This is a genomic window from Priestia sp. 179-F W1.4 NHS, from assembly GCF_045369295.1.
GTDB classification, from domain to species: Bacteria; Bacillota; Bacilli; order Bacillales; family Bacillaceae_H; genus Priestia; species Priestia zanthoxyli.
Genome location: NZ_JBIQFF010000001.1, coordinates 1,453,073 through 1,469,393, shown reverse-complemented (window position 1 = coordinate 1,469,393; position 16,321 = coordinate 1,453,073). Strand labels below are relative to the sequence as shown.

Here is a 16,321-nt window from a genome sequence, read left to right as displayed (position 1 = left end):
AAGCGTTTCTTACTGTAATGTAAAGAACCAAAAGCACGATTCTAACATCTTTTCTTTATCTCTTCTTGCCACTATTTTTTATTTCTTCACTATGTAAAATCAAAAACCACCTGAAAAAATGACCAGGTGGTTTTATATATGAGATGGGGTGTACGTTCTGTTTCACTGTGGATGGATATAATACCTTACGTTTCAAAACAGACTTCCTTATAGAAAAGAATGATATAAAAAACGCTTCTTCTGAGATTTTTCTTTTATTTATATTTAACAGCCGCAGCCAAAGCCATAACCGCCGTAGCCGCCATACGGATAACCACCGTAACCGTATCCGTAACCGCCATAGCCATATGGTGATAACAGTGAGCCTGCTACTAGCCCTCCTGCTAATCCTCCTAAAAATGGTCCTCCAAATCCATAGCCGAATGGTCTGCCAAAACCATAGCCAAACGGGCGTCCGAAACCGAACGGTCTGCCAAAGCCATAACCAAACGGGCGTCCGAAACCAAACGGTCTGCCAATAAACCTTTCATCTTCGTGTTGAAGTTGATGATGATCTTGAGCATACATAGTAGGTAAAAAATGCATTTCTGAATTCATGAGAGAAACCTCCGTTTTTTTGTTTTTTGCTTTCACCCAAGAATATGCATTTACCTATTCGCTGTCTTGGGCAAATATCTTGGTTATGCTGAAAATAAGGGAAAAGAATTACGAAAAAAAGCAAATGACTAGGTTTATATGAAAATGAGCTTGATTTCGCTTTAGTACCTAATACATACAAAAAGAAGCGGATCATGACTTAGAATGGTATATGGAAATTACTAACGTGTTTATTTCATAGTAAAAAACAAGAAGCCGAAGAAAAAATTCTTCGGCTTCTCCTTCATTATGTACGCAGGCTAAGGAGGAAGTGGTATTAGCCTGCTTCGTTATAACATGGGGGCTCATATATGAGATCTTGGGATGATTCATCCTATGTAGAAAGTGAAAAAACGTACCGTGTCCATCTTATTTTCTTATCTTTTTTTATTTTCATTGAAATCATTGGATATTTTTGGAGCACTTTTGCATTTCAGGCATATGTTAAAAATGTACTCAGAACTTGGAGGTGAAATATATGGGCTTCTATGGTGGCTGTGGTTATGGCGGTTACGGTTATGGCGGTGGCGGCTGCGGATTTGGCAGTGGCTTTGCTTTAATCATCGTATTATTCATTTTATTAATCATCATCGGCTGTGCTTGCTGGGGAGGATTTGGCGGTTGCTAATCATTAGAAATAATAATGAACAGCTTCATTTCCACTAATTTTTTTACCAAAAGCTAGCTTTCCACTTTATTATGAAAAAGCAGTGTCCACATAATGGGCACTGTTTTTAAGTGTGCTCATAATGAGACTCACTACTGAGAAAAAACCACGGGCTTTTTAATCTACCGTTCCTTGTTTACGCCTTCTCATTACCTTATTTTTCTTGTTCATACTTCCCTTTTTTCTACATATTGATAGGTAAAAAGAGTAATTAAAAAGAGAGCCACTCTGCAGCTCTCTTCACGCTTTATGTACAAAATTATACAAACGATTTTTTCAAGACGACCCGCTGATCATTTACAGTATAGCCGTTTCTTTCATAAAAAGCCTGTGCAGCTCCTCCAGTCGCCGTCAAGAGATACAAGCTGTTGATATCGCGTCTTTGAAGTTCGTTCTCAAACCGGCTTAAGATAGCTGAACCATATCCTTTTCCCTGCACGCTTGCGCTGACGCAAAGCTCGGCCACGTAAAAGGTCATACCGCTGTATGATTTTTTCGCGTGACCTGCAATCATGCCAATCAACTCTCCTTTGTCATAAAATAAATAGCCCATAAATTTAGGCGTGTTCAGTAAATCAGTCAGCCTTTCTTTAGCTGATTCTTCCGTCCACGGTTCATTCCAAGGCTTTTTTGTAAATACATTCAGATACAAGTCAATGCACTGCTGCATATTCTCTGCAGTGAAAGGTACTACTTTTTCGATCATTTTTACGCTTCCTTTTTTGTTTAGTTTGAAGGCTTATTAACGATTCGTTCGTACATTTCCGGCAGGTGCTTGATTTTATAATCAATCGTCTCAAGCTTGTGATGAATTTCTTCAATTTCTTTTAGCACTGCTTTTTTGTGATCCATCAGCATTTGCAGACTTTTATCAAGCACGGCATTTTCAAGCGTACAGTTTTCAATAAGCGTCCGAATGTCCTTGATTTGCATACCTGTGCTTTTTAAACAGCAGATTAAATCAATCCATTCAATATCTTGTTCTTTAAAAATACGATTCCCTGACGCTGTACGATCTAAAAATGGAAAAAGCCCTTCTTTATCATAATAGCGAATGGTATAAATTGTCACGTTCAATTTTTTCGCAACTTGTGAAATGGTGTACGTCATACTGCTTCCTCCTACATCTTAAACTTCTCAGAAAAACATGATGAGTTTGTCTTGACCTCCAGTTATCTCGAGGATTTATTCTTTTAGAGTCTTCTTTATTGCGATCTTTATGCTGCAGGTTTTTTGTACAAGCAGCAACATACATTCAAATCAGAAAGGATGATACGATGAATACTGCTCACATGATGCTTACCATTGTAATCGGCGGTTTTATTGCCTTTTTATTAGGTTTTGGCGTCACCAAAATAATTGAGCTGCTGCTAAATCTTTTTCTAGCTTAACCCGTAGTTCTTAACGTAAAACGCAGGTAACTCCGTTCTATGTTCGAACGGAGTTACCTGTTTTATTTTAGAGACTAAAACGCTTAAGGCACCATGTTGCCAGCGGCTTTATAAATATCGTACCATTCTTGGCGTGTTAACTTGATTTCTGAACCTTTGCTTGCATCTTTCATACGCTGAATATTTGTCGTACCAAGCACTACTTGAATATTTGCAGGATGCGTTGTAATCCACGCAACGGCAATCGCTGTATTCGTCACGCTATATTTATTTGCGATTCGATCAATTACTTCGTTTAGCTTTCCAAATTTCTCTTTATCACCTAGGAAAGGACCTTCAAAAAATCCGTTTTGGAACGGTGACCATGCTTGAAGTGTGATATCGTTTAAACGGCAATATTCAAGCACGCTGCTGTCGCGGTTGACAGCTTGATCAATTCCCATGTTTAACGAAATACCAGAGTCTATGATTGGCGTATGTGCGATGCTGAACTGCACTTGGTTTACGACAAGTTTTTGGTTGATGTATTTTTCAAGCAGCTGAATTTGCGCTGGGTTGTGGTTCGACACACCAAAGTGACGTACCTTTCCGCTGCTTTGAAGTTCATTAAATGCTTCTGCAACTTCTTCAGGATCCATTAGCGGATCTGGACGATGAAGTAATAAAAGATCTAAGTAATCTGTTTTTAAGCGCTCTAAGCTGCCGTCAACAGAATCTATGATATGCTTCTTTGAAAAGTCATAGTAATTTTCCGCTGCGTTAATGCCGCATTTACTTTGAATCACCATTTTCTCACGAAGACTTGAATTCATTTGTATAGCGTTCGCAAAATACTCTTCGCATTGTCCTACATAATCAGGACCGTAAATATCAGCATGATCAAAAAAGTTAATTTCTTCTTCCATCGCTGTGCGGATTAGCTTCTCTGCTTCCGGTAAAGAAAGCTCTGTTAAACGCATATTTCCCATAATTAAATTTGATACGTGTAAGTCAGTACTAGCAATTGTATGATACTTCATATAAAGCCCCTCCTTGAAATGATACTACTACAAGATAAACCATAGAGTTAACTCTAGGTCAAGCAGAAAGAATAAAAGATTTTATAAGCAGCGACGATAAAACACCCTATCTTTTTTGGTAAAAAGATGAAATACTAGGTTGTGGTGTGATAAAAATCACTGCCGCTCTGCATTTCATTTAGTAGTATATGTTACGTTCTTTCCTTCCTTTTTATCGAAGCTTATTTCATACCAACACATTAATCTATCAGGCAAAGGAGCTTATCAATCACTATGCAGAAAACGAAAGCAAAACGATTTGAAATACAGTATTCCGTTCTAAAAGATGAAGCCAAAATCAAAGGAACTTTTGTGATAGAATCTGCTAAAAACCGAGATGACGCATCAAGACTTGCTAAATTAAATGTTTCTACAAAAGAAAGAGTGTTTATTCAATATGTAAAGATTTTAAAAGTCAAACGAGTTTCTACAGATTCGGCGGCAAAGTGACAGTGGTTTGCTTCTTCTTTTAGCAAGCCCCCATTTACACTGAAAGTGTCGTCTCAGAAGATGCTTGTTTCGTTCGTGTGAGTAATAGAACTAATCCAATAATACAAGCTGTGCCTATCCATTGATAAAAACCAAAAGGCTCTTTCAACCAAACAACGGTTGTAATAACAGCGGCTAAAGGTTCTAAACTTCCAAGCAAACTCGTTTCTTTAGGTAAAAGACTTTGCAGACTTTCTACATAAAACCAAAAAGCAAGCATCGTGCCAAAAATAATAACAAATAAAATATATCCGCAGGTTATTGGTGATAAGCTTGACGTTTCCCAAGGAGGATGAATAAAGCTCATTGCGCTTCCCCCAATTACCATTGACCAGCCAACGATGACAAGCGAACTGTACTTTTTGATCAGCGGCACCGCATACAGCGTATAAAAAGCTGCCGCTACGCCGGACAACACTCCCCAAACAACGGCAGATACAGAAACAGACAGCTGAGAAATAGAGCCGTTTGTTAATAAAAAAAAGCAGCCCCCCAGTGCCAGCAGAACAGTGATGACGTCTTGTCGCGTAAATATAGACTGCTTGCGCAAAAGCAAATAAATGATAATCATCACCGGTGATAAATACTGAAGCAGCGTAGCTACTGCTGCATTTCCGTGCTTAATAGAAGCCATATACGTATACTGAACGGCAAGCATACCAGCTATGGCAAAAACGACGAGCTGAAAAGCTGACTTTCGGTTCTTCCATACTCCAAGTACGTGAGAACGATTCCTTTTTATACATGAAATCATTAACAGCAAAAAACCCGCAGTGAGCAGCCGTACTGAAACAAGCCAGTCTACACTGATTTCAAATTCTTGAAAAAGCTTTTGAGCAACCGTTCCTCCCATCCCCCAACATATAGCTCCAGTGGTTACAAAGAAGAATCCTTTTTTTCTGCTGAGATCGTTCATCTTTCATCCCTCACTTTTATTATAAGAATAGTGTTATAATAAGTGAAAAACGGGGCAGAAAATACGCAAATTGCATTAAAAAATATAAATATATTGAGGTGACCATGTATGCCAGCAGCACATTTTAAAATTGATGAAAACTTAAAAGAGCTAACGACCCATCGCACCGTTGAGCTGCCAGTAGCATGTTATCAAACAACGATCAGTGATCACATAAACGGCTACATCCCTCTTCACTGGCACGATGAGCTTCAATTTGTATTGGTTATAAAAGGTCATGCGTCTTTTCAAATAAATGAAAAAACAGTGACTGTAAAACAAGGCTACGGACTGTTTATTAACAGCGGATGTCTTCATATGACTGAAGACATAAACAAATCCGGCTGCGTGTACATTTGTTTAAATGTTTCTCCTCATTTTCTTGTGCCGCAAGAGCTTTTTACAAATTACGTTTATCCCTACATTCATGCAACGAATCTACCACATTTATTCATCAGTCCAAAGCAAGCGTGGGGGAATAACGTGTTAGAGTCTATAAATAAGATATACACATGGATTCATAAGCAGCCGCATCACTATGAAATAGAGATTGCCTCTGAACTCAGCATACTGTGGAAAAATGTAATTCTTAACGGTTTGCAGCTGAAATACAATGAAAAAGAAATGATCAAAAATCAGCGGATGAAGCAAATGCTTAATTGGATTCATTTGCACTTTGCTGAAAAGATTACGCTCGATGATATTGCCAAAGCGGGACAATTAAGCCGTTCTGAATGCTGTCGATATTTCAAGAAAATGTTAAAAAAATCTCCTTTGACCTATGTATTAAACTATCGAATTCAGCAAAGCTTAGTTATGCTGCAGCAAGCAGAAGCAAATGTGACGGACGTCGCCTATCAAGTAGGATTTAATAGTACAAGCTATTTTATTAATCAGTTTCGAAAAGAAATGAAGATGACTCCGCTCATGTATCGAAAAAAGAAGCTGCACATCTCATCACATCACTAAAAAACGGCGGAGCACTCACCCCGCCGTTTTTTATGAACTCTTTTTACTCGTTGATTTTGCATCAGAAATCTTCCCTAAGAAGAATCCGTCTACTTCTGCTATTTTTCCTCTCCAAAAGATCTTTCCTTTTGAAGGAGTAGACTTACTGTCTCCACAGTAGATCTTTGTATTTTTCAAATGAATAAAATGGGCTTCTGCTTCTCCGTTTGATTCGCTCGCTTCGCTTGCTAAAGAGAATTGTTCGCTTAGCGCCTGAGCCACTTCACTGCCTTCTTCAAACGTTTCGCTTAAGTAATCAAAGTATTCTTTTGCTGAAATCATGGTACCCGAAATCACAGCGCCGTTTACATTTAATGAAATATCAAGTGAAAAGCCGTGTTTATTAGAAGCTTTCACAAAGTATTCAAGCGTATTGTCTTTAGTTGAAAAAGAAGGGCCTGTACTCATGTATTTCTTTCCTCCTTTACGTCTTAGGCTGTTGTATCGTCTTCACTTGAAAGAGATGTTGCGTCATCATCTTCTTCATCCGTGTTTTTCTTTGCTTTTGTATTTTTTGATTTTTTAGCTGTTGACTTTTTTGGTTTCGCTTCCTTTTTTTCTTCTTCGCTTTCATCTTCTTCGTCTTCTTCTTCTGTTTTTACTTTTTTATTTTTGTTGTTTGAACGAGAATCTCCCTCTTCTTCCTCGCTGTCTTCGTCACTTTCTTCTTCCTCTTCTTGCTCCTCTTCTTGCTCCTCTTCTTTTTTATTCTTTTTACGAGACTTAGGTGTTTCTTCTTCATTTTCATCGTCCTGCTCGTTTTCTTCGTTCTCATCGTTCTCTTCTTCGTCGGAATTTGTATCTTCCGCTTCTTCATTTTGATTTTTATTGAGGCTAAGCTCAACAAGCATGTTCATTTTTTCTTCAAGCTGTGATAAACGGTCTTGAAGCGTTTGGTTTTCTTCTTTTAACTCGTCGTACTCTTGAACGTTATCGTCTTCTGTTTCGCTACTAGAAGAATTTACGTTTTCTTCATCATCTTTTGATTTATCTTTATCTTTTTTAAACAAGCTTCCCGCAGATGTTTTCAGGCTGGCCACGCTGCTTTTTGATTTTTCTTTCACCTTTGTTCCTAAATCAGATGCTTTGCTTTTTAATTCGTCTGTATCAATGCGGTCAAGGAGACTTTTTCGATTTTCAGGAGTCGATACATATCCAATCGTTGCACCGATGATGCCTCCTGCGACCGCACGTTTGATTGGCCCGCTGCTTGTTGTTTTGCTTGCTTTTGAATCGTTCTTTTCTTTTGAACCGTTTTCCGTATTTTTATTTTCCTTGTTTTCTGCCTGTGTGTTATCTAATTTTGTTTCAGTTGCCATTGTAAATCCCTCCATTTTTTAAGTAGCGTACAGTTTTTAACGTTCTGTTTCTATTTTTTCTTCAAGCGTTTTTAACCGCTCATGCAGCATTTTATTTTCTTCTTCGAGCGCTTTACTATTGGCTCCTTTTGAACTGAGATAGGGATCATTTTCCCACCAGTCCATGCCGATTTCTTTTGCTTTATCAACCGAAGCCACAATCAAGCGGATCTTTATCGTTAATAGCTCGACATCTGCAATTCCTACGGTGATGTCCCCCGCTATGACGACTCCTTTATCCAAAATCTTTTCGAGCACATCTACAATCGTACTTGACTGCATATTATGTTCGACTGCCATACTGTTCCTCCCACTGACCGCTTAAAGCAGGCTGCCTAGCGGTCCAAGATCAATATTTAAATCTTCTGCGTCCAGACCGAACACCTCTTTCAACTCGTCCATTTTTTCTTCCAAATTCATTAGTGCAATTCCTAAGTTTTCAATTTGTTCGTCCGTCAACGTTCCACCCTCCACCCGCCTCATGGCATGACGTTCAACGATTTGCCTCAATAGCTCAATAACTGTCATCACAAGCTGCGCTAAGCCTTGTTCAGCTTTATCGGGATCCAAGTGGATTCGTCCATTTGCTTGGCTGACCGGTTGCATCCAGTAATTCCTCCTTTTGTTTATCAAATTGTTCAGAAGTGATGGGTTTGCGATTTCCTTCTTTTGCTTGCACCAGCGTTTCAACCGAAGAAATAAGCACCCGCAAATCCAAATACACTAAATCGACGCCGGCTATGGAAATGATTAAGTCTCCTTTAATGGCGACTCCTTTATCTAAAATGACATCTAAAATATCAATAAGAGCAATATCTTTATTCTCCATGGATTGTTTAAGAGACATAATGTTAATTCCTCACTTTACGCAAAGCTCGAGAAATGATAGGGCGGCCATGGTCCCGTCACTTCAAATTTCCAGCCTTTATTTTCAAGCTTTTGCTGAAGCTCTTCTATTTCGTTTACAAACTTAGTGATCTGCAGAGATGGGAGAAGAAACACGCTGTTCCATGCCATTTGTTCAGCCGCCCCCGTTACGTCCTTGCTCCAATTCTTTTTAACAGAGTCATAAAGCGACAGTTCTTTGAGCTTGTCATGTATCTCTTCACACACTTTGTTTTTGTGAAGTTCTAATTCTCTTTCAATCAGCTGATCTATTTTTTTCTTTTCAAAAAACTGTCTTCCTGGTGATAAGTGACTAATTTCTTCTTTTTGCGCTTTCACGCTTTCATTCGTTTCGCTGATTCCTTTTTTAAGCTCTTTATCATCACAGTAAATCTTCACGTTCCACTCTTCATTTCCTTGAAGCAGCGTCAATGAATTCTCTAGCTTTTCTTTGTTAAGCTCAATAGCTGCTTGCAGACTTTCTTTACTTTTATAAATGGTGCAAAATTTTAATGGAATGATCGTAAATTCTTCGTACAAAGCGGCTACCGTTTCGTGATGATGAAATGCTTTTTCCTGCAGCCAGCTCATATCCTGCTCCATTTTTTCTTTAATCACTTCTTCTGAATAGGCGTCAGCATCCAGCTTAGAAACGACAGCCGTCACCTGATCAATCGTTATTGGGTACAGTGAATGTTCTCCGTCAAACCCTTTATAAGATGGAAACGACTCTCTGGCTGCTGCTTCTTTTGTTGGAATTAAACCGTATAAATACAGTAATTCTCCCATCTAGGATTCCTCATTTCTTTTTTTTGTCAGCTCTTCCCATTGTTCAATTTCTCTACGTTTCGCGATTTCGTACCTCATTAACAATTCATCTTCTTTTTCTTGAAACGCTTCTTCCGGAATTTCACCAAGCTCAAACATCATTTGAAGCTGAATGAGTTTTTGCTGAATCGTCGGAAGGTCATATAGCTGTTTATCAGCTTCTTCCTGTACTTTTTCGCCGATTTTCACTACAAGATTAATAGGTGCGGTTACTAATTTGTGAAGCACGTTATTTCTCTTCTACTTTTAGGCGAATGTTCACAAAATTATAAGCAGGCCAAGGACCGCTGTAATGAAAATCGGCTTTGTCTTTCCAGTTTTCATGCGCTTCATTCACTTTTTCATCAAACTTCGCTTCATCTTCTCGGTTAATTAAGAAAGAAGCGTTTAAAAGCATCGTTTCGCCCGTTGGCTCATTTGCTTTTGCTGCTTCCGCTGCTTCTTCAAGCGGAGAAAACACATCTGTCTTGACTTCTTTTTGCAGGGAAGTAAACATCTTTTGAGCCATTCCTCCAAGCTGAATACGCTCATAATAACCGGCTGCTTCTGATTTTCCTTTTACGGATGCTGATACTTTTTCAAGTTCAGGATTTTCGTTCACTTTTTTCTCAAGCCATTCTTTTTTTCCAATTACTTTTAAACCAACTTCAATTTTTCCTTTGATCGCTGGAAACAGCTTTTCAAACTGCGGATAAAGGTTTTCCAAAAGAACTTTTACATCTTCTTTTGATTTGAATACATTCCCAAAGCTGATTGGAATAACCGTATCATTTTTGTCCATGATCGCTGCTACTGCGTGTTGATGCATTAATAAATTTTGGCGATTAGGATGATAAATTTTCATCGGCACTTCAGCTGCTACCATCGCCGCGTCTTTGTAGCGAATCAAAAACGTTTCAGCTTTTGTTCCTTCTACTTCTACCGATCCAAAATCTGCGTCTTTATCCGTTTGAATGGCGCTAAAAATATAAATACCTGTTTCGTTTGTTTCACTCATGTTTTCAAGCTCCTTTACTTTTCTTCAGTGTCTATATTCTTACATTCTTCTAGAATGATTTTTTCGGCTTTGCTTTTTGCATTTTCTTCATCCAAACATTTGGTAAGCGGATGATGCAAAATGTCGATACATAACGTTTGAAAATCTTCGTCATTTCCATCGATAGGAATGTCTTGCTGCGTGGCAAGGGTAGCGATCATAAGCGAAGCCCGCAGGCTAAGTCCGCTGCTATTTTCGTCTCCAGAGCGGTTTCGCACGTTTGCTACGAGCGTTACAATTGTGCGCGCTTCGTCTTCTTCTACGTCCGTTTTCTCCGTTAAAATTGCTGTCTCTCTGTCGATGTCTTTATAATCAATAAATATAGTAATTAACCTGTCAAGAAGCGCATCTTGCGTATCATATACGCCAGCATACTCAGCTGGGTTGCTTGTGAAGATGACGCGGAAATCGGGATGCACGCGTACAAAAGGATCGGTCATTTTTACTCCATACAGCGGCAGCACGCCTTCTTCTAATATTGATAAAAAGATATTATTCGTTGCAGGCTTAGAACGAGTAAATTCGTCGTAAATCAGCGTATAGCCATTTTTTACAGCTTCAAGCAATCGCCCATCCTGCCAGTTTTCACTCACTTGTTCATCTTTTTTATAAACAGAACGAACATACTGATCAATCACTTTTTTGCTCGTGTATCCCGTAAAATCGCCAATTAAATCTTTGTTGTTGAGCTCGTGATTCCCGTGCATCAGCATTACAGGACGCTTTCTCTTTTTAGCAAGCGCTCGCGCTAAAGAGGTTTTGCCTCCGCCGGCAGGACCTGTAAAATGAATGGAATAGCCGGATTTTAAATAGCTCAGCGCTCTTGAAAGAACCTCTTTTGTCTCGTCATCTTGTATAAAAGCTCCACTGCCTTTTTTCCTTTTGTCTGTTAAGACGGTCATTTTTACGTTCCTCCTGCCATCTTATCGTTTATGCTTCAATGCCAATGGCGCTTCTATATCTGACGTCGAGTCGTTTGAATGAAATGACTTCTTTTTCTTTATTTAAAAAGCACTCGTACGTTCCGAGCATTTCATCTTTGGCGTACTTTTTCATATATTCTCGTTCTTCAATGACTTCAACAATAACTCTCCAGCCTTCATCTTCAGTAACTTCCACCGAGGTAATTTTATGAGGAGGAGCTACGTTTTCAGCAAAAAAGTCGTTCACGGCTTGCATAATTTTTTTAATTTCCATCTTTAGTAGCCTCCAATAGTTAGATCTAAAAGCTGGAACCACCCTCAAAAAGGAAGGTTCCATACCACTTCATATTAAATACTAAAACGCGGCTGCCCTTCACTTGAATTTGAACGTTCAGGAAGGCCGTTTTCTTCTACGTCGTCACGAAGAAGCCCCACTGCTTCTGCATAGCGTAACCATGTATCAACACTGGCAATAACCACTCGTGCTTCAATTGTTAAAATTTCAATTCCTACAACAGACACTCTTGCAAACGCATCAATAACAATTCCTTTATCCAAAATACGGTCAATTACTTCTGCTAAACTTGAACTATTAGTACTTTTTTGAATAGACATATCCCATTTCTCCTTTCGCTTATGATCCCATTGTTTTTAAATCTGTAGATGATTTAATATCAGTGGAACTTTTAATCTTAGTAGAGCTTTTAATATCCGTTGCTTTTTTAATCTGATTTACGCCTTTTATTTTCCGCTTGTTTTTTGACTTATCTTTATCGTCTGAAGAAGAAACTTTTTCTTGAAAGTCTTCTCCAGCTTCTTTCACATCGCTAAGCTTATCTTTTACTGATAATAAGACGTCTTGAAGCTTTTCTTTTGCGTCTTCTCCTTTGCCGTGTACCTTTTGGGCATTTTTTTCTTTCGTTTCCTGCAGTTTCTCTGACGCTTCATCCGCTTTTTCCTGCAGTTTCCCTTCGGTTTTTTCGACAAACTTTTCTTTCGCTTTTTCTTTAACCTTTTCTTCTACCTTTTCCTTAACAGGTTCAGGCGTGTGCTCCACTATTTTTTTTCCTGCTTTTAAGGCTGCTTTCTCCACATCTTTTTTATCCATGAAATTCCCCTTCAGGACGGATATCTTACTTCTTCGCGTCCATGAGTTTGTTTAGCATCTCTTCAATGCGCTGCAGCTGATCGTTCATATTTTTATTTTCTTCTTTTAACTCTTCGTACTGAGACGTTTCCATTTCTGCGCTTGCGCTGACTTCTTCCTGCGAATCTCCCTGTTCATTTGATGTTTCTTCTTTTTTCTTTTTAGGTGCCAGCAGCTTGCTTAAATTGTCTTTTTCAAGATATCCTGTAGCTGTCTGTCTTAACGCTCCCATCGCTTGCTGCGTTAAAATATCTTGTGCGTTTCTTCTTAACTCTTGTCCTGTAGCACGTACAATTTCTGATTGTCCTAAGCGACTGAGTACTTTTTTACTCGTTTGCGGACTTGAAAGAAGTCCAATTCCCGCTCCTACTACGCCTCCTAAAATGGCAAGATTCAAAGAGTTTTGCGTTTTTTCTTCCTGCTGCTGATTTTCTTGTTTTTCACTTTGTACATTCTTATCAGTTGTTGACATGTTTCATCCTCTTTTCTCTTATTATTATTTATTTAATGAATTTTCTTACGATTAAAAGACTTAAAAGCTAAACCCTGCTCCTCGCTCCTCTGTTCGGCCAGGCAGCCCTTCTTCCTCTACTTTGTCGGTTAATAACCCGACGGCTTCTGCGTAGCGAAGCCACGTATCGACACTTGCAATAACGACTCGTGCTTCAATCGTTAAAATTTCAATTCCTACGAGTGATACTCGAGCAAAAGCATCGATGACAATTCCTTTGTCTAGAATTCGATCAATCACTTCTGCTAAACTTGAACTGTCTGTACTTTTTTGAATACTCATTTTTTAGCAGCTCCTTTCGAGATTTAACTAAATGAATGATGCTACTAAACAACCTGCTTAACTTTTTTTAGTAAACATACTTTTGAAATATACTTTTTAACCCTCTTTCAAACATGAATAATTTGCTAAAAATTAATTCTTGAAAAATAATTAGAAAATTATTCTACTTCGCATAATAGTTTACAGTTAATTTATGGATGTATTTTGCGCCTAAATCCCGTTGTTAAAGCTTTTATCGAAACTCAAATTCCAAAATAAAACAATAAATACATTATTGTTACAATAATATTACATTATAATTTAAGGCATATTATCTTTCGGGTTATCCTCAAATACTTTGATATTTTTAACTATTATGGAATATTATTGTGCATGTAATTCTCTTAAATAAAACCAGCGCATAAAAAAAGCTGCCGCACTGCGACAGCTTTCTCCTATACATAATAAGTTCTATAAAATCATTCCGGTTAAAGGCGCTTTCGGATTTCCATCATGATCTGAGTCTTCTTTGTCTACTAAAACAAGCAGGCTGCCTTCTTTGACTAAATCATTATAGTGCTCGGCCTGCTGTTTTGGAATTCCCATACCGACTAAAATACCAGACAGACCTCCTACACTCGCACCAGCTGCTGCACCTGTTAATGTAGCTACAATCGGACCAGCCGCTACAATTGGGCCTATTCCCGGGATTGCAAGAGCTCCGGCACCTGCTAATATTCCGGTCAAGCTCCCTAGCGTACCTCCGGTAAGCGCTCCAGTTGCTGCCCCTTCTGCTTTTGTATTCGTTTCTTTCTGAACTTTTTTGTTCTTTTTATGTTTACCGATAATAGATATTTCTTCTGATACGTATCCTTCTTTTTTAAAATTCTCTACAGCATGAATTGCTTCTTGTTCCGTTTCATATACTCCCACAACATTCTTAGCTTTTGCTTCCATACTATCTCCTCCTCATTAATGTTGTGTGTACCCGGGAGTATGGCTTTGAAACGTTTTAGAGGATAAGAGATCTTCTCTATTCTTAAATAAATAGTCCTAAATCACTTTTTATTTAGTGACTTTCTTCTCTTCTGACCGAACAGCTTTGCACAACAAAACCCTAAGAAAATAGGCGTTCTTAGGGTTTTGACTTAAGCCGCTGCCGGATTCTTTTTCACAAATTTCATGAACAATAACCGAACTAAAGGTCCCATAATAAGAAGCTGAAGCGGGTAGGCTACGATAAAGTTTTTTATAACGATAAATGCATAGCTTGAAAGAAGCGGCTCTCCTTGCAGGCCTTTCGTAAGTGACATCGTAATTAATCCATATACAGACATGGAAAGCACCATTCCAATAACCATGCAAGTTGAGAGGATCAACACGACTTTTAACTGTTTAGACTTATCAAACGGCAGTGAAAATGCTACTTTTTTTGCTACGGGTCCTACTAAGAAAGTTTCGATAATCATGGCAACTACAAATGTGATAACCAAGTTTAAAATACCTTCTGCAAGTGTGATATGCCCGATGACATCATTTATGAACATATTATACATCGTCATCACAAGCACCATCCCTCCGCACATCATCATTCCAAAATACATACTTTCTTTTTTAGTTGTGGGCATATTTCTCATCCTTTTCATCTTTTTTACTTGGCTTAGTATAGCTTTTTATCTTCCTTCTTCGTAAGTGAACATTTTGTGAACATTCATCTAAAAAAATGCCCTGTGACCATAAAACAGTCACAGGGCATTTTTTTAGACTTGAGCGGCGCGTGCTCTTTTTTTAGTAGGGCTAGTATGGCAAATTACTCTAGTCTATATCGTTAATAAGTGTTTAGAGATTTAACAAAAAACCCCCGCTTTAGGAGCTAAAGCGGGGGTTGGTTTTATAGAGATTCCGTGTGAGATGCAGGCGGAATTGGCGTTTGAGTTCGGAATACTTTTTCCCATTTCGAGACGACGATACAGGCAATGGCGTGGCCTGGAACGTTAACTCCTGTTCTTGCCATATCCATGATGCGGTCTACTCCTGCAATGATTGCGACTCCTTCAGCCGGCAGACCTACTGCGTTGGCTGTAGCTAAAAGAACAACAAGTGAACCTGACGGGACAGCCGCAATTCCTTTACTTGTCATCACGAGTATAAGCATCATAAATAATTGCTGAGTTAATGGCATATCGATGTTAAAAGCCTGTGCTAAAAAGACGCATGAAACGGATAAATACAGCGTGGAGCCATCACAGTTTAACGACAGACCCGACGGAATAACAAACGACACCACTCGTTTAGGACATCCGTACTTTTCCATACGCTCCATCAGCTGTGGCAGCACCGTCTCTGTACTTGTTGTTGAAAACGCAATAAGAAACAAGTCCCAAATCATTTTGAAGACTTCAAAATATTTGAATTTGAACAAAAACCCAACAAGCGGAAATAAAACAAATAAAATAATAAAAAGGCCTAAAAAGACGGTTCCAATTAGCTTTAGCATCGGAAGCAGAAGGACAATGCCGTATTGCCCCACAGATGCAGCCATTAGCGCTAGTACACCAAGAGGCGCTGTGACCATCACAATTTGCGTTAATTTAAACATAATTTTAGCCGTAGATTCAAAAAATTTCATTGCAGGTTCGGATGCTTTCCCAACTCCTGAGGCGGCAACACCGAATAAAATAGCAAAGAAAATCACAGCCAGCAAATCATTTTTTGCCATCACATCTACGATATTCGTTGGAATGATGTTTAAAATCATTTGTTTAAAGTCCACGACCTTGTCGGTATACTGAGACAATTCACCGATATCTTTTTTAACAAGATGAGAAAGATCGAGGCCTACTCCGGGCTTTAGCAAATTCACTAACAGCAGACCGATTCCTAATACGATGGTAGTAATAATTTCAAACCAAATAATCGTCTTTAACCCTAGACTTCCCATTTGTTTCATACTGCCGCTTCCCGCAGCACCTATGACGATGGTTGAAAAGACAATCGGCACTACAATCATTTTAATGAGCCGGATAAACCCGTCTCCTACCGGTCTTAAAGCCATCCCAAAGTCCGGAAAAAAGTGCCCGATAACAGCTCCAATTACTAATGCAATTAAAATTTGAAACGCTAAAAATTTTTTCACATTTCTCCCTCCCCTTTGTCTTCATGAAACGG

The 16,321-nt window shown here is 38.8% G+C and carries 25 protein-coding genes; 3 read left to right on the top strand and 22 right to left on the bottom strand.

The genetic code is table 11. The features are described from left to right. Nucleotides 1–264 precede the first annotated feature (264 nt). Nucleotides 265–597, bottom strand: coding sequence for a hypothetical protein (locus tag ACH0CI_RS07875; RefSeq protein WP_033580324.1), 333 nt, complete (start codon nucleotides 595–597; stop codon nucleotides 265–267). A 517-nt stretch (nucleotides 598–1,114) separates the two neighbouring features. Here ACH0CI_RS07875 and yjcZ point away from each other — a divergent pair. Next, complete coding sequence (yjcZ, locus tag ACH0CI_RS07870; RefSeq protein WP_014459214.1) at nucleotides 1,115–1,264, top strand: sporulation protein YjcZ; 150 nt, start codon at nucleotides 1,115–1,117, stop codon at nucleotides 1,262–1,264. A gap of 298 nt (nucleotides 1,265–1,562) precedes the next feature. Here the strand turns inward: yjcZ and ACH0CI_RS07865 are convergent, their stop codons facing one another. The 3 genes from ACH0CI_RS07865 to ACH0CI_RS07855 form a co-directional block, all read right to left on the bottom strand. Beyond that, complete coding sequence (locus ACH0CI_RS07865; RefSeq protein WP_335388041.1) at nucleotides 1,563–2,009, bottom strand: GNAT family N-acetyltransferase; 447 nt, start codon at nucleotides 2,007–2,009, stop codon at nucleotides 1,563–1,565. Nucleotides 2,010–2,029: 20 nt separating this feature from the next. Continuing rightward, a complete protein-coding gene (locus tag ACH0CI_RS07860; protein WP_014459212.1) occupies nucleotides 2,030–2,413 on the bottom strand; it encodes a MerR family transcriptional regulator in 384 nt (127 codons plus the stop codon). Nucleotides 2,414–2,777: 364 nt separating this feature from the next. Next, on the bottom strand, nucleotides 2,778–3,713 hold the full coding sequence (locus ACH0CI_RS07855) for an aldo/keto reductase (RefSeq protein ID WP_406901220.1): 936 nt from the start codon (nucleotides 3,711–3,713) through the stop codon (nucleotides 2,778–2,780). Between the two features lie 273 nt (nucleotides 3,714–3,986). Between ACH0CI_RS07855 and ACH0CI_RS07850 the strand changes: the two genes are divergently transcribed. After that, entirely contained in the window at nucleotides 3,987–4,202 is a 216-nt protein-coding gene (locus tag ACH0CI_RS07850) for a hypothetical protein (RefSeq protein ID WP_013057984.1), read from the top strand. Between the two features lie 34 nt (nucleotides 4,203–4,236). On the opposite strand, the gene ACH0CI_RS07845 is transcribed toward ACH0CI_RS07850, so the two are convergent. Next, on the bottom strand, nucleotides 4,237–5,157 hold the full coding sequence (locus ACH0CI_RS07845; RefSeq protein ID WP_335388036.1) for an EamA family transporter: 921 nt from the start codon (nucleotides 5,155–5,157) through the stop codon (nucleotides 4,237–4,239). A gap of 108 nt (nucleotides 5,158–5,265) precedes the next feature. Between ACH0CI_RS07845 and ACH0CI_RS07840 the strand changes: the two genes are divergently transcribed. Continuing rightward, entirely contained in the window at nucleotides 5,266–6,165 is a 900-nt protein-coding gene (locus ACH0CI_RS07840; RefSeq protein WP_335388033.1) for an AraC family transcriptional regulator, read from the top strand. Nucleotides 6,166–6,195: 30 nt separating this feature from the next. Here the strand turns inward: ACH0CI_RS07840 and gvpU are convergent, their stop codons facing one another. The 17 genes from gvpU to gltP form a co-directional block, all read right to left on the bottom strand. Next, complete coding sequence (gvpU, locus tag ACH0CI_RS07835; RefSeq protein ID WP_013057987.1) at nucleotides 6,196–6,612, bottom strand: gas vesicle accessory protein GvpU; 417 nt, start codon at nucleotides 6,610–6,612, stop codon at nucleotides 6,196–6,198. A 23-nt stretch (nucleotides 6,613–6,635) separates the two neighbouring features. Then, entirely contained in the window at nucleotides 6,636–7,523 is an 888-nt protein-coding gene (gvpT, locus tag ACH0CI_RS07830; protein WP_406901219.1) for a GvpT/GvpP family gas vesicle accessory protein, read from the bottom strand. 36 nt (nucleotides 7,524–7,559) lie between these two features. Further along, on the bottom strand, nucleotides 7,560–7,862 hold the full coding sequence (locus ACH0CI_RS07825; RefSeq protein ID WP_028414528.1) for a gas vesicle protein: 303 nt from the start codon (nucleotides 7,860–7,862) through the stop codon (nucleotides 7,560–7,562). Nucleotides 7,863–7,883: 21 nt separating this feature from the next. Continuing rightward, nucleotides 7,884–8,168 carry a gas vesicle protein K gene (locus ACH0CI_RS07820; protein ID WP_028414529.1) on the bottom strand — a complete coding sequence of 95 codons (285 nt, stop codon included), beginning with the start codon at nucleotides 8,166–8,168 and terminating at the stop codon, nucleotides 7,884–7,886. After that, complete coding sequence (locus tag ACH0CI_RS07815; RefSeq protein ID WP_028414530.1) at nucleotides 8,119–8,409, bottom strand: gas vesicle protein; 291 nt, start codon at nucleotides 8,407–8,409, stop codon at nucleotides 8,119–8,121. Before ACH0CI_RS07815 ends, ACH0CI_RS07820 begins: the two co-directional genes overlap by 50 nt. Nucleotides 8,410–8,426: 17 nt before the next feature. After that, nucleotides 8,427–9,236: a GvpL/GvpF family gas vesicle protein gene (locus ACH0CI_RS07810; protein WP_406901217.1), complete on the bottom strand. Its 810-nt coding sequence runs from the start codon at nucleotides 9,234–9,236 to the stop codon at nucleotides 8,427–8,429. Then, on the bottom strand, nucleotides 9,237–9,503 hold the full coding sequence (locus ACH0CI_RS07805; protein ID WP_013084016.1) for a gas vesicle protein GvpG: 267 nt from the start codon (nucleotides 9,501–9,503) through the stop codon (nucleotides 9,237–9,239). 1 nt (nucleotide 9,504) lies between these two features. Next, nucleotides 9,505–10,272, bottom strand: a complete 768-nt coding sequence (locus ACH0CI_RS07800; protein WP_221784081.1) for a GvpL/GvpF family gas vesicle protein — start codon at nucleotides 10,270–10,272, stop codon at nucleotides 9,505–9,507. A gap of 14 nt (nucleotides 10,273–10,286) precedes the next feature. Next, nucleotides 10,287–11,213 (bottom strand): gas vesicle protein GvpN, encoded by a 927-nt coding sequence (gene gvpN / locus ACH0CI_RS07795; protein WP_335388026.1) that lies wholly within the window; start codon nucleotides 11,211–11,213, stop codon nucleotides 10,287–10,289. A gap of 28 nt (nucleotides 11,214–11,241) precedes the next feature. Beyond that, complete coding sequence (gene gvpO / locus ACH0CI_RS07790; protein ID WP_033580317.1) at nucleotides 11,242–11,508, bottom strand: gas vesicle protein GvpO; 267 nt, start codon at nucleotides 11,506–11,508, stop codon at nucleotides 11,242–11,244. A 74-nt stretch (nucleotides 11,509–11,582) separates the two neighbouring features. Further along, nucleotides 11,583–11,849, bottom strand: coding sequence for a gas vesicle structural protein GvpA (gene gvpA / locus ACH0CI_RS07785; protein WP_013057997.1), 267 nt, complete (start codon nucleotides 11,847–11,849; stop codon nucleotides 11,583–11,585). A gap of 19 nt (nucleotides 11,850–11,868) precedes the next feature. Beyond that, on the bottom strand, nucleotides 11,869–12,342 hold the full coding sequence (gene gvpQ, locus ACH0CI_RS07780; RefSeq protein ID WP_335388023.1) for a gas vesicle protein GvpQ: 474 nt from the start codon (nucleotides 12,340–12,342) through the stop codon (nucleotides 11,869–11,871). Nucleotides 12,343–12,367: 25 nt separating this feature from the next. Then, nucleotides 12,368–12,853: a GvpT/GvpP family gas vesicle accessory protein gene (gene gvpT, locus ACH0CI_RS07775; protein WP_048019585.1), complete on the bottom strand. Its 486-nt coding sequence runs from the start codon at nucleotides 12,851–12,853 to the stop codon at nucleotides 12,368–12,370. A 60-nt stretch (nucleotides 12,854–12,913) separates the two neighbouring features. Beyond that, on the bottom strand, nucleotides 12,914–13,174 hold the full coding sequence (gene gvpA, locus ACH0CI_RS07770; protein WP_301862454.1) for a gas vesicle structural protein GvpA: 261 nt from the start codon (nucleotides 13,172–13,174) through the stop codon (nucleotides 12,914–12,916). A gap of 450 nt (nucleotides 13,175–13,624) precedes the next feature. Beyond that, entirely contained in the window at nucleotides 13,625–14,110 is a 486-nt protein-coding gene (locus ACH0CI_RS07765) for a general stress protein (protein ID WP_406901216.1), read from the bottom strand. 191 nt (nucleotides 14,111–14,301) lie between these two features. Then, complete coding sequence (locus ACH0CI_RS07760; RefSeq protein ID WP_335706920.1) at nucleotides 14,302–14,781, bottom strand: DUF2798 domain-containing protein; 480 nt, start codon at nucleotides 14,779–14,781, stop codon at nucleotides 14,302–14,304. Nucleotides 14,782–15,044: 263 nt separating this feature from the next. Then, the gene (gene gltP / locus ACH0CI_RS07755) at nucleotides 15,045–16,289 is read right to left on the bottom strand and encodes a glutamate-aspartate/proton symporter GltP (RefSeq protein WP_406901214.1); all 1,245 of its coding nucleotides are present in this window, start codon (nucleotides 16,287–16,289) and stop codon (nucleotides 15,045–15,047) included. Nucleotides 16,290–16,321 lie beyond the last annotated feature (32 nt).

Excerpts from the sequence above, each read along its gene's own strand:
- ACH0CI_RS07820 (WP_028414529.1), bottom strand. The coding sequence starts at position 8,168 with ATGCAACCGGTCAGCCAAGCAAATGGACGAATCCACTTGGATCCCGAT.
- ACH0CI_RS07800 (WP_221784081.1), bottom strand. The coding sequence starts at position 10,272 with ATGAGTGAAACAAACGAAACAGGTATTTATATTTTTAGCGCCATTCAA.
- gvpT (WP_406901219.1), bottom strand. The coding sequence starts at position 7,523 with ATGGCAACTGAAACAAAATTAGATAACACACAGGCAGAAAACAAGGAA.
- gvpU (WP_013057987.1), bottom strand. The coding sequence starts at position 6,612 with ATGAGTACAGGCCCTTCTTTTTCAACTAAAGACAATACGCTTGAATAC.
- ACH0CI_RS07855 (WP_406901220.1), bottom strand. The coding sequence starts at position 3,713 with ATGAAGTATCATACAATTGCTAGTACTGACTTACACGTATCAAATTTA.
- ACH0CI_RS07850 (WP_013057984.1), top strand. The coding sequence starts at position 3,987 with ATGCAGAAAACGAAAGCAAAACGATTTGAAATACAGTATTCCGTTCTA.
- ACH0CI_RS07865 (WP_335388041.1), bottom strand. The coding sequence starts at position 2,009 with ATGATCGAAAAAGTAGTACCTTTCACTGCAGAGAATATGCAGCAGTGC.
- ACH0CI_RS07815 (WP_028414530.1), bottom strand. The coding sequence starts at position 8,409 with ATGTCTCTTAAACAATCCATGGAGAATAAAGATATTGCTCTTATTGAT.
- gvpA (WP_013057997.1), bottom strand. The coding sequence starts at position 11,849 with ATGTCTATTCAAAAAAGTACTAATAGTTCAAGTTTAGCAGAAGTAATT.
- gvpA (WP_301862454.1), bottom strand. The coding sequence starts at position 13,174 with ATGAGTATTCAAAAAAGTACAGACAGTTCAAGTTTAGCAGAAGTGATT.
- ACH0CI_RS07875 (WP_033580324.1), bottom strand. The coding sequence starts at position 597 with ATGAATTCAGAAATGCATTTTTTACCTACTATGTATGCTCAAGATCAT.
- ACH0CI_RS07825 (WP_028414528.1), bottom strand. The coding sequence starts at position 7,862 with ATGGCAGTCGAACATAATATGCAGTCAAGTACGATTGTAGATGTGCTC.
- ACH0CI_RS07845 (WP_335388036.1), bottom strand. The coding sequence starts at position 5,157 with ATGAACGATCTCAGCAGAAAAAAAGGATTCTTCTTTGTAACCACTGGA.
- ACH0CI_RS07760 (WP_335706920.1), bottom strand. The coding sequence starts at position 14,781 with ATGCCCACAACTAAAAAAGAAAGTATGTATTTTGGAATGATGATGTGC.
- ACH0CI_RS07860 (WP_014459212.1), bottom strand. The coding sequence starts at position 2,413 with ATGACGTACACCATTTCACAAGTTGCGAAAAAATTGAACGTGACAATT.
- ACH0CI_RS07765 (WP_406901216.1), bottom strand. The coding sequence starts at position 14,110 with ATGGAAGCAAAAGCTAAGAATGTTGTGGGAGTATATGAAACGGAACAA.
- ACH0CI_RS07810 (WP_406901217.1), bottom strand. The coding sequence starts at position 9,236 with ATGGGAGAATTACTGTATTTATACGGTTTAATTCCAACAAAAGAAGCA.
- gvpT (WP_048019585.1), bottom strand. The coding sequence starts at position 12,853 with ATGTCAACAACTGATAAGAATGTACAAAGTGAAAAACAAGAAAATCAG.
- gvpQ (WP_335388023.1), bottom strand. The coding sequence starts at position 12,342 with ATGGATAAAAAAGATGTGGAGAAAGCAGCCTTAAAAGCAGGAAAAAAA.
- ACH0CI_RS07840 (WP_335388033.1), top strand. The coding sequence starts at position 5,266 with ATGCCAGCAGCACATTTTAAAATTGATGAAAACTTAAAAGAGCTAACG.
- yjcZ (WP_014459214.1), top strand. The coding sequence starts at position 1,115 with ATGGGCTTCTATGGTGGCTGTGGTTATGGCGGTTACGGTTATGGCGGT.
- gvpN (WP_335388026.1), bottom strand. The coding sequence starts at position 11,213 with ATGACCGTCTTAACAGACAAAAGGAAAAAAGGCAGTGGAGCTTTTATA.
- gvpO (WP_033580317.1), bottom strand. The coding sequence starts at position 11,508 with ATGGAAATTAAAAAAATTATGCAAGCCGTGAACGACTTTTTTGCTGAA.